Source organism: Aquisphaera insulae (assembly GCF_011064615.1).
Classification (GTDB): domain Bacteria; phylum Planctomycetota; class Planctomycetia; order Isosphaerales; family Isosphaeraceae; genus Aquisphaera; species Aquisphaera insulae.
Map to the genome: position 1 here is coordinate 1 of NZ_JAALJH010000157.1, position 10,547 is coordinate 10,547.

The following is a 10,547-nucleotide window of genomic DNA, read 5'->3' on the forward strand; positions in this document are numbered from 1 at the left end:
GGTCTAGGCTGCGGCGGACCGCGAGGGTGAGCGTGGAGCGCGACTCGTCCAGCTCCGCCTTGCGGCGTCCGGCTTCGCGTGTGACCGCGGGGAGCTCCTGAAACCTACAGCGGGCGATGGCGACCTCGCCCCGCTCCCTGGCCCTGCGCCGGGGCTTCCGGCTGGTCCAGCGGAGCCGACGCTTGAGGATCCTGGGGACGTGTTCGGGATGGAAGTGGGCCTCGATATGGCGTTCATCCGTTCGGCGACCCGTGGGGCGGTCCAAAGCTGCATCCGCCAGCCGTGGGCCTTCGCCCCATCCCGCAATAGACCCACAAGACCTCCAGTTGGTCGGCGGAGAGTCGGGGCGTGGGGCCGGGATGAGGCCGGGCGGCCAGGCCGTCGGGCGACGTGGCGGCCGAACGGCCGCCGTTCCATGCCAGTGCTGCTCGTTCCGTTCGATGCGACCCCCTGATCGGGGAGACTCGTCAGGCGATCACCCGTTCGACCCGGCGCGCGATCTCGGCTTTGGGCCGGACGCCGATGATCCGATCGACCTCCCGGCCTCCTTTGAGCACCAGGATCGTCGGGAGGCTGCGGACGTTGAAGCGCGCCGCCGTGGCGGAATTCTCGTCCGCGTTCAGCTTCGCGAAGCGGACCCGTCCCGCCATCTCCGAGGCCAGCTCGTCGAGCACCGGCGCGATCATCCGGCAGGGGCCGCACCACGCCGCCCAGACGTCGAGGACCACCGGCACCGGTGAGCGCTCGACTTCGGTCGTGAACGTGGCATCGGTGACCGTGACCGGTTGGTTGTTGAGATACAGATGCGCCTTGCACCGTCCGCAGACCGGGGCGAGGCCGCCTGAAATCTTGTCCTTCGCCTCCTGCGACACCCGATTGGTCGCGCCGCAGGAGGGGCAACGGATCAGTTGAATTTCTGCCATGTGGCCCTCACCCTGCCTGCACGGTTTGCTGGCGTGACCGGCTGAACAGGCCGATCATCTTCCGGTTGAACGCCGGGATGTCGTCGGGCTTGCGGCTTGACACGAGGTTGCCGTCGACCACGGCCTCCTCGTCCACCCACTCGGCGCCGGCGTTGCGCAGGTCCGTCTTGAGCGACGGCCACGACGCGATCCGCCTTCCCCGGGCCGCGCCCGCCTCGATGATGGTCCAGGGGCCGTGGCAGATCGCCGCCACCGGCTTGCCGGCGTCGAAGAATGACTTCACGAATTCGACCGCCGCCGGCTGCACCCGCAACCTGTCCGGGTTCAGGACGCCGCCGGGAAGCAGCAGCGCGTCGAAATCGCTGGGCTTCGCCTCCGAGAGGGCCACGTCGATCGGGAAGTAGCCGCCCCAGTCGGTGAAGGCCCAACCGCGGACCGGGTCGCCCTTGGGAGACACAATCCGAGTCTCGGCGCCGGCCCGGTCAAGTGCAGTCCGTGGCTGGACCAGCTCGACTTCCTCGAAGCCGTCGTCCACCAGGATTGCAACCTTCAGCCCTTTGAGATTCTCCATGGCTCTCCTCCGAGGATTTTTCGAGTGGTCTTGCCCTGCGGGCGGTCTGCTCTGCGGTTCCACGATCGCTCGGTTGCCACCGTTATCCCCAGGACCGCGATGGGGGTCGGTGACGCCTGATCGTCGGTGCCCGGATCGGGATCCTGACGTGTGGGCAAGGGTCACCGATCGGCCTCGGCCTGCAATTCCCGCGCGCATCGGATGCAATAGCGGGTGTACGGCACGGCCTCGAGTCGCTCCCTGGGGATCTCCTCGTGGCAGTTTTCGCACCGGCCGAAGGTCCCTTGCTCGATGCGTTCCAACGCGTCATCAATTTCCGACATGATCCGGCCTTCGTTCTCCATCAGGTCCAGCGTGATTTCCTCCTCGTCGCTCCCCGAGGCAAGATCAGCGAGGTGGATGGGTACGTCCGACAGGTTGCCGCTCGCTTCCCCCCCGACGGGTCGCAGGGCCTCGTCCGCCAGCTCCGACACGTCGGCGCCGAGCCGCCGCCTCATGGCCAGCAGGCGCCTCCGGAAGTGGTCGATCTCCGCTGCGGTCATCACTCTCCCCCATCACCCGTAGGGACTCGGCGCCCGAACCCGGGTCGTTGAAGTCGAACTGTTTGGCCGGGGCTCACATGGTCCCCGGCCACGAACTCCCTGACGATGACTGCCGCCCCGCCCGGGCGACGCCGACGACCGGCACCTCGAGGCGCCCATGCCGCGTCGTCTCCTGGAGCGCCGGGGTGATCTTCCTGGACGCGAGATCACCGGTCGCGGCGAGCAATTCAAGGGCATCCTGTTTCGCGTCCATGAGGTTCTCCGTGGGCTCGGCGTCCCGGCCTCGCGCATCTCGGCTGCGACGAGCTCAGGCCGCCTCACCCCGAAAGACCTCCACCCCCTCGTTCGAGCCCGCGGCCAGCAGCGCAATGGCCCGCTCGACGTTCTCGGGGATGAAGTCGCGCTCGCCGACGAACCCGATCGGCGCCTCCTCCACCTGGAAGTCGCGTCCCACGATGTCGAGACGGGCTCGATCGATCAGCCCATCCCGACTCATCCGGCCGTGATACCGATCCAATACAAGCGGCGTGCCCGAGAGGACCCGGCCGTCATTCGGCGATGGCGTCCGCCGCGAAACCCTCTACGAGAGTGGACTTGTGTCGCCCGTCGCCGGCGCGGAAATACGCCGACAGGGTCGACGGATGGCGCTCGCCCGCGACAGGATGTCTCCCGCTCCAGGGCGAGGGACAGTTTGTCGCATCGCGGGTCGCCGGCGCAGGAGCCCCGGACGGGCCCCGAGACCCCGCGCGCGTCGCGGGGAGGAGGCGGGCCAATCTCGAGTGAGAGCGAATCTTACTCGGTGGTCCGCGGGTCCGGCCGCAACGGGTCGTCCAGCTTGTATTCCCGGATCTTCCGCAGCAGGGTGCGCGTGCTGATCCCCAGGAGCTCGGCGGTCCGCTGCCGGCTCCCCCCGCTCTGGATCAGGCACTGCTGGATCGCCGCACGCTCCAGATCGGCCAGCGTGCTCCCCGGGCGGTAACCGATCGCTGAATCGCCCGCCACGGACGGACGAGCTTCCGCGAACAGTTCGTCCGGCAGATAGTCTGGGACCAGGACCGTGCCGGTGGCCTTGAGCAGGGCCCGCTGGAGGACGCTCTGCAGTTCCCGGACGTTGCCCGGCCAGGGATAGTCTCGGAGGCGGTCCATCGCCTCCGGGGCCACCTCGCGGACGTCTCGCCCCAGCTCGAGGTTGTACCGGCGGAGGAAGAGCTGCACCAGCAATGAAAGGTCGTCCCCCCTCTCGCGCAGCGGAGGCAGGTGGATGGTGACGACGCTCAGCCGGTAATACAGGTCCGGCCGGAACTTCCCCTCCGCCGCCCATGTCCTCAAGTCGCGGTGGGTGGCGGCGATCAGCCGCACGTCAGTCCGGACCACCTCGTTGCCGCCCACGCGCTCGAACTCCTGCTCCTGCAGCAAGCGGAGCATCTTCGCCTGGAGGGCCGGCATCATGTCGCCGATCTCGTCGAGGAAGAGGGTCCCTCCGTTGCACTGCTCGAACTTGCCGATCCGCTTGCGGTCGGCGCCGGTGAAGGCGCCCCTTTCGTGGCCGAACAGCTCGCTCTCCAGCAGGGATTCGGGGATGGCGGCGCAATTGAGGGCCCGGTACGGCGCCCTGGCCCGGCGCCCGTGCTGGTAGATGGCGCGGGCGACCAGCTCCTTGCCGGTGCCGCTCTCGCCGGTGATCAGCACGGGAACTTTCTTGTCGGAGACGCGGCCGATGGCCTTGTAGACCTCGCGCATGGAGGGGCAACTGCCGACGATCGCGCCGGCGAAGTCGGGGTCCGGCAGGGTCTCCGCAACCGAGGCCGGCCCGCGCATCCGCCGGCCCTCCTCCATCGACTCGTCGACCACTCGCCGGAGCTCCTGCAGGTCGAGCGGCTTGAACAGATAGTCGTAGGCCCCCTGCCGCATCGCCTCGATGGCCACGTCCGCCGCCCTGGCGAGTGTGACGAAGATGACCGGGATGCGCCCGTCGATGCCGCGGATCGCCTGGTAGAGATCCAGGCCGGACTGGTCGGGCAGGCGAATGTCGAGGAGGATCGCGTCCGGGGGGGCGACGCGGACGAGCCTGAGCCCTTCCGAGCCGGTGCCGGCCACCTCGACCCGGTACGCGGGGGCCGGGAATGCCTGGCGCACCTGCTTCGGGATCAGGGCCGGGTCATCATCTATGAGCAGGATGTAAGCCATCGCGATCGATCCCGGTAATGCGAGAGGAATTCCCGGGACGGCCAGCCTCTCCTGGCTGGTGTTCGCTGCCGCCGGCCGCAAGAACGAATGGGGGCGGCCGGTCGACTTCTGGCCTCATGCCGGTCCCTGACCCCGATAGGGGGCCTCGGTCGGGTAACCGTCGTCGGGCGAACCTTGAGACCCTCTCGGTGACGAGGCGAGAAGGAACGCGCGGCGCCCTCAAGGCACGGAGCCTGAGAGATTGTTATCGGTCTTGATCCCACGGATTCAGGTGTTTGGATAAATAGAAAAATACCTAGATAACCCTGAATCTCTTTCCTGTCCGGACCAGCAGTATGGCCATGGGCTCGCCGAATCCGCAACCGAGTCGATCGGCCGGTCCGGAGACGCGCGGACTCCCCGCCTCCACTCGGATACAATACCGCTCTCGAGGCCAAGCACTGGACGGAGAAAGGGCGGACCGGGAAGAGGTCGCGGAATCCCCAGCCTGCCCGACGAATCCCCGGAGTGTCTCGCGTGCGGCGATTCGAGTGCACTCCTGCCCTCTGGCGCCTCCGGACGCCCCCGCTCGGCGCCGCCGAAAGCTGATCGCTCGTCCCGGGCACCTGGTCCGGATCTCCGACCGCTCATGGCAGAGCAGTCGGCGGGTGCCGTGCTGCGACCAAGTTTGCAGTGACGTTCGCCACATGATCCTCGGCGCCAGGCATCCGAAGTCGGTGGGCAGGCGGCCGCCCAGCGCCGGTCGGAGAGCTGGCACGTCATTGGCTCTCTCATTGACTCGGGCGATAGTCTTCGGTCGTCGACCTGAAGGGAACGGACGACCGCCCGGTCGTGGGAGGGATGAAATGGGCACTGCCGATCAACCGCTCGACCGCGAACGCCTCTTCCCGGGCGACAGCGAGATGGCTGGCCGGATGCGCGCCTTCGACTGGCCGCAGACCGACGTGGGGCCGCCGGAGGGTTGGCCCGAGAACCTGAGGATCGCGGTGAGCCTCTGCCTCACGTCGCGCTTCCCCATCCTGCTCTGGTGGGGGCCTGGCCTGGACGTCCTGTACAACGACGCGTACATCCCCTTCCTGGGCGAGGCCAAGCACCCCCGCGCCCTCGGCCTGCCGGGGCAGGAGGTCTGGGGCGAGATCTGGGACCTCATCGGGCCGATGCTCGAGGGCGTGCGAGCCACCGGCAGGGCCACCTGGTCCGACGACTCCCTCTTTTTCTTCTCCCGCAGGCTCCCGCGGGAGGAGGTCCACGTCCGGTTCACCTACGGCCCCATCCTCTCGGCGGACGGCCGGACGGTCGACGGAATCTTCTGCCCCTGCACCGAGATCACCGCCGAGGTGGTCGGCGCCCGTCGCCTGGAGACGCTGCGGAAGCTCGGGGCCAAGGCGCCCGAGGCCCGGACCGTCGGGGCGGCGTGCCGGGAGGCTGCGGCCGTCCTGGCGGAGAATCCGTTGGATGTCCCGTTCGCCGCCGTCTATGTCGCGGACGAGGAAGGGGCGCGGGCGACGCTCGCCGCGACCGCCGGGGTCGCCGGGGCCGACCGACCGCTGCCGCCGGCCGTGTCGTCCGCTGCCGCCGACTCATCGCCCTGGCCGCTGGCGTCCCTGCTGCGGACGCGCCGCCCGGCGGAGGTCGACCTCGGTGCGCCGGGCCTGCGGATCCCGGGAACGGTCTGGCCTGAGCCCTCCGAGCGTGGGCTGGTGCTGCCGATCGCCGCCGCGGGCCAGGAGGGGTTGGCCGGGCTCCTGGTCGCGGGGGTGAGCCCGCGGCAGGTGCTGGACGCCCCCTACCGGACCTTCTTCGAACTGGTCGCCGGTCACATCGGCACTTCGCTCGCGGACGCCAAGGGATACGAGGCCGAGCGCCGACGCGCCGAAGCCCTCGCCGAGCTGGACCGGGCGAAAACCACCTTCTTCAGCAACATCAGCCACGAGTTCCGCACGCCCTTGACGCTCCTGCTCGGCCCGGTCGAGGACGCGCTGACGGACAGGGCCGAGCCCCTGCCGCCCGGGCAGCGGGGGCGGTTGGAAGCCGTCCACCGCAGCAGCCTGCGACTCATGAAGCTCGTCAACACGCTGCTGGACTTCTCTCGGATCGAGGCGGGACGTCTCCGGGCGGTGTACGAGCCGACCGACCTGGCCGCCCTGACCGCGGAGGTGGCCAGCCACTTCCAGTCGGCCTGCCAGAAGGCCGGGTTGCGGCTGCTCGTCGACTGTCCGCCGATGTCCGAGCCGGTCCACGTCGATCGCGACATGTGGGAGGAGGTCGTCCTGAACCTGATCTCCAACGCCTTCAAGTTCACGTTCGAGGGAGAGATCATCGTTCGCTTGAGGCGCGACCGGGACGCGGCGGAGCTGACCGTCTGTGACTCCGGGACGGGCATCCCGGCCGGAGAGCTGCCCAGGATCTTCGAGCGCTTCCACCGGATCGAGGGGACGCGCGGGCGGACGCACGAGGGGACCGGCATCGGCCTGGCCCTGGTCCAGGAACTGGTCAAGCTCCACGGCGGCTCGGTGCGGGCGGTGAGCGTCCACGGAGAGGGCAGCACGTTCATCGTGACGATCCCCCTGGGGACGGCCCACCTGCCGGCCGACCGGATCGGGGCGCGCCGAACGCTCGGTTCCACCGCGGGCGGGGCGATGGCCTATGTCGAGGAGTCGCTCCGCTGGTTGCCCGACGAGGATGCGCCCCGACCGTTACCGGACACGATCGAGAACGCGTGGGAGGCGTTCCCGCCGGAGGTGGTTACCCCACCCGCCGAGCGGGTATCGGGCGGAGTTGTCGCCCGCCGGCCGCGCGTCCTCTGGGCCGACGACAACGCGGACATGCGGAACTATGTGCGTCGCCTGCTGGAGCAGCGCTACGAGGTGGAGGCCGTCCCGGACGGCGAGGCGGCGCTGGCGGCCGCCCGCGCCCGCCCGCCGGACCTGGTGCTGTCCGACGTGATGATGCCCCGGATCGACGGCTTCGGCCTGCTGAACGCCCTCCGAGCGGACCCCGCGACGCGTACGATCCCCGTGATCCTGCTGTCGGCCCGCGCCGGCGGAGAGTCGCGCGTTGAGGGCATGGAGGCCGGGGCCGACGATTACCTGATCAAGCCGTTCACCGCGCGGGAGCTGCTGGCCCACGTCGGCGCCCACCTGGAGATGGCCCGCATCCGCCGCGAAGCCGGCGAGCGGGTCACCTACCTCATGGAGAGCATCCCGGACGGCCTGGTCACCCTCGACCCGGAGTGGCGTTACACCTTCGTCAATGCGCCGGCCGAGCGCATGCTCGGTCGGCTGCGCTCGGACCTGATCGGCAGGTACGCCCGGGACGTGTTCCCGCACCTGGTCGGCACGGAAGAGGAGCGACAATTGAACCGGGTCGCGTCCCAGCAGATGACGAGCGAGTTCCAGGGCTATCACGCGGGCTCAGGGCGGTGGTACGAGAACAGGGCCTTCCCCATGCCCGAGGGGGGCGTTGCCGTCTACTTCCGCGACGTCACGGAGCGCCGGCGCGCCGAGAGCGCGTTACGACAGAGCGAGGAGCGGTTCCGGCGGTACTTCGAACTCGGGCTGATCGGGATGGCGATCACCTCCCCGACCAAGGGATGTCTGGAGGTCAACGACGAGATCTGTCGGATCCTCGGGTACACGCGCCATGAGCTCTTGCGGAAGACGTGGGCCGAGATGACCCACCCGGACGACCTGGCCGCCGACGTCGCCCAGTTCGACCGCGTCATGGCCGGGGAGGTCGACGGCTACACGATGGACAAGCGGTGGATCCGCAAGGACGGCCGGACCATCGACACCACCATCTCCCTGAACTGCCTGCGGCGCGAGGACGGGTCGGTTGACTACTTCGTGGCGCTGCTCCAGGACATCACCGAGAAGAAGCGGGCCGGGGAGGCCCTGAGGCGGAGCGAGGCGCGGCTGGCCGTCGAGCTGATCGGCATGGAACGACTCCAGGAGGTGAGCACCCGGCTCTCCCAGGATGGCGACACGTCCTCGCTCCTGCTCGAGATCGTCGACGCCGCCATCGTCCTCACCATCGCCGACATGGGGAACATCCAGTTGCTCGACCGGGCCTCCTCGACGCTACGGATCGTGGCCAGCCGCGGCTTCGAGGCGCCGTTCCTCGAGTTCTTCGATGCGGTTCACGACGGGCAAACGGCCTGCGGCTCCGCCATGCGGAGCGGCGAACGGGTCATCATCGGCGACGTCACCGCGAGCCCGGTGTTCGAGGGGCAGCCGGCCCTGGACGCGATGCTCGGCGCCGGAGCGCGAGACGTGCAATCCACCCCCCTCATCGGTCGGTCGGGGCAGCTCGTCGGGATGCTGTCCACGCACTACCGCGTGCCGCGCGTCCCGTCGGACCGGGACCTCCACGTCCTCGACCAGCTCGCCCGCCAGGCCGCGGACTGGATCGAGCGGACGCAGGCCGCGGAGGAACTGCGCCATGCCAAGGCGGCGGCCGAGGCGGCGAACCGGGCCAAGGACGAATTCCTGGCGAACGTCAGCCACGAGATCCGCACCCCCTTCGGCGCCATCCTCGGCATGACCGAGTTCGTGCTCGATACCCCCCTGGCCGACGACCAGCGGGAATGCCTGGAGACGGTCAAGTCCGCCACCGACAGCCTCCTCGGCCTCATCGACGACCTGCTCGACTTTTCGAGGATCGAGTCCGGCAAGCTGGAGCTGATCCCGTCCGACTTCTCGCTCCGTGGGGCGCTGAGCGACACCGTGCGGACCCTGATCGTGCGGGCCCGGTCCAAGGGGCTGGAACTGGCCTGCGAGGTACAACCGGACGTGCCCGATTCCCTGGTCGGCGACGCGGGCCGGCTGCGGCAGGTGCTGCTCAACCTGATCGGGAACGCGATCAAGTTCACCAGCCAGGGACAGGTCTCCGTGCGGGTGGAAGGCGCCGACGGTCCCGCACCCGAGGGGAAGGCTGCGCTCCGCTTTCGGGTGATCGACACCGGCATCGGCATCCCCCCCGACGGGCAGGAGCGGATCTTCCGGGCCTTCGAGCAGGCGGATAGCAGCACCACGCGGAGGTACGGCGGCACTGGGTTGGGCCTGACCATCGCCGCCCGGCTGGTCGGCTTCATGGGCGGGACGATCGGCGTGGAGAGCGAGCCGGGGCGGGGCAGCAGCTTCTGCTTCACGGCGCGGTTCGGGCGGCAGCCGGCTCCCCTTGACCGCATCGTCGGACATCCGTCGGACGTGCCGCACGGGGCGGCGATGCCGACCACCGTCGCGGCCCCCCTGCGCATCCTGGTGGCCGAGGACAGCGAGTTCAACTCACGACACCTGGAGCGGCTGCTGAGCAGCTCGGGTCACGCCGTTCGGGTTGCTGCCGACGGCCGGGAGGCGCTGGGACTGGCGTTCGGAGGGGCCTTCGACCTCCTGCTCCTGGACGTCCACATGCCGGAGCTCGACGGCTTCCAGGTCGTGCGGGAGATCCGGCGGAGCGAGCAGGCGACCGGGGGGCATATGCCGGTCATCGCGTTGACGGCGCGAGCGCGGAAGGAAGACCGCGAGAGCTGCCTCGCGGCCGGCATGGACGACTACCTCGCGAAGCCGGTCCGGGCTGCGGAACTGTTCGCGACCATCGGTCGGGTCGCCGCAAGCGGCGACGGTTCCCGACCGGAGCCCGGGGACCGCGCGAATCTCCTCGACCCCGCCACCCTGCTGGCCGCGTGCGGCAACGAAGCCGGCCTGCACGCGCTCTGCCAGGACTTCCGGGCCTACGCGCCGGCCCGGCTGGCCGAGGTGAGCGATGCCACACGGTCCCGCGACGCACCCCGGCTCCGCGAGGCCGCTCACAAGCTCGGCGGGCTGCTGTCGGTGTTCTCCACGGTCGCCGCCGAGCTGGCGTCGGACCTCGAAGATCATGCGGCCAGCGGCCGGCTCGACGAGGCGGGGTCGCTCGTGGCGCGGCTCGGACCGATGCTCCAACGCCTCGTCCGGGAGGTCGGCGACATCTCCTACGAGGGCCTGCGATCCCGAGAGGGTATCGCGGAAGACCCCGGCTGACCGGCCAGGGCCGTGCCGCGGTCGGGGCCGTGCCGCGGTCGCCGTCAGCCCCGAAAAGGCAAGCGGGGGCGTGAGCTCCCTGTCCGGAACCGAGAAGACAGGGGGCTGACGCCCCCCGCTCGCCTCGGAACTCGACGTCCGGGACAGACTCTCAGTCTCGGTCCGCGGGATAGCCTGTCATGACCCCGTGAGCCTCACCCTGGCGCAATGAAAAGTTGGCCTGGACGACCCGGGCGTCTTGTCCAGGATTTGTTGCGCGGGAACGAGGCCTGTCGGCATACCTCGGCCTGCGCCTGGCTCGGCG

General features: G+C 69.5%; 7 protein-coding genes and 1 pseudogene. 1 reads left to right on the forward strand and 7 read right to left on the reverse strand.

All coding sequences use genetic code 11. From position 1 onward, the window contains the following. From G6O54_RS37565 to G6O54_RS35715, 7 genes and pseudogenes are all read right to left on the reverse strand, one after another. Window positions 1–265, reverse strand: a pseudogene (locus G6O54_RS37565) (IS630 family transposase); the annotation flags it as partial. A gap of 202 nt (window positions 266–467) precedes the next feature. Next, complete coding sequence (gene trxA, locus G6O54_RS35690) at window positions 468–872, reverse strand: thioredoxin (RefSeq protein WP_214654232.1); 405 nt, start codon at window positions 870–872, stop codon at window positions 468–470. A gap of 58 nt (window positions 873–930) precedes the next feature. Continuing rightward, complete coding sequence (locus G6O54_RS35695; protein ID WP_165235391.1) at window positions 931–1,494, reverse strand: type 1 glutamine amidotransferase domain-containing protein; 564 nt, start codon at window positions 1,492–1,494, stop codon at window positions 931–933. Window positions 1,495–1,655: 161 nt separating this feature from the next. Continuing rightward, complete coding sequence (locus G6O54_RS35700) at window positions 1,656–2,036, reverse strand: TraR/DksA family transcriptional regulator (RefSeq protein ID WP_165235394.1); 381 nt, start codon at window positions 2,034–2,036, stop codon at window positions 1,656–1,658. Window positions 2,037–2,109: 73 nt separating this feature from the next. After that, complete coding sequence (locus G6O54_RS35705; protein WP_165235397.1) at window positions 2,110–2,289, reverse strand: hypothetical protein; 180 nt, start codon at window positions 2,287–2,289, stop codon at window positions 2,110–2,112. A 54-nt stretch (window positions 2,290–2,343) separates the two neighbouring features. Beyond that, window positions 2,344–2,532 carry a hypothetical protein gene (locus tag G6O54_RS35710; protein WP_165235400.1) on the reverse strand — a complete coding sequence of 63 codons (189 nt, stop codon included), beginning with the start codon at window positions 2,530–2,532 and terminating at the stop codon, window positions 2,344–2,346. 296 nt (window positions 2,533–2,828) lie between these two features. Further along, window positions 2,829–4,223, reverse strand: a complete 1,395-nt coding sequence (locus G6O54_RS35715) for a sigma-54-dependent transcriptional regulator (protein ID WP_165235403.1) — start codon at window positions 4,221–4,223, stop codon at window positions 2,829–2,831. Window positions 4,224–5,068: 845 nt separating this feature from the next. Here G6O54_RS35715 and G6O54_RS35720 point away from each other — a divergent pair. Further along, the gene (locus G6O54_RS35720) at window positions 5,069–10,243 is read left to right on the forward strand and encodes an ATP-binding protein (protein WP_165235406.1); all 5,175 of its coding nucleotides are present in this window, start codon (window positions 5,069–5,071) and stop codon (window positions 10,241–10,243) included. Window positions 10,244–10,547 lie beyond the last annotated feature (304 nt).

Bases quoted from the DNA above. Each gene is read 5' to 3' on its own strand.
- G6O54_RS35695 (WP_165235391.1), bottom strand. From the start codon at position 1,494: ATGGAGAATCTCAAAGGGCTGAAGGTTGCAATCCTGGTGGACGACGGC.
- G6O54_RS35700 (WP_165235394.1), bottom strand. From the start codon at position 2,036: ATGACCGCAGCGGAGATCGACCACTTCCGGAGGCGCCTGCTGGCCATG.
- G6O54_RS35705 (WP_165235397.1), bottom strand. From the start codon at position 2,289: ATGGACGCGAAACAGGATGCCCTTGAATTGCTCGCCGCGACCGGTGAT.
- G6O54_RS35710 (WP_165235400.1), bottom strand. From the start codon at position 2,532: ATGAGTCGGGATGGGCTGATCGATCGAGCCCGTCTCGACATCGTGGGA.
- G6O54_RS35715 (WP_165235403.1), bottom strand. From the start codon at position 4,223: ATGGCTTACATCCTGCTCATAGATGATGACCCGGCCCTGATCCCGAAG.
- G6O54_RS35720 (WP_165235406.1), top strand. From the start codon at position 5,069: ATGGGCACTGCCGATCAACCGCTCGACCGCGAACGCCTCTTCCCGGGC.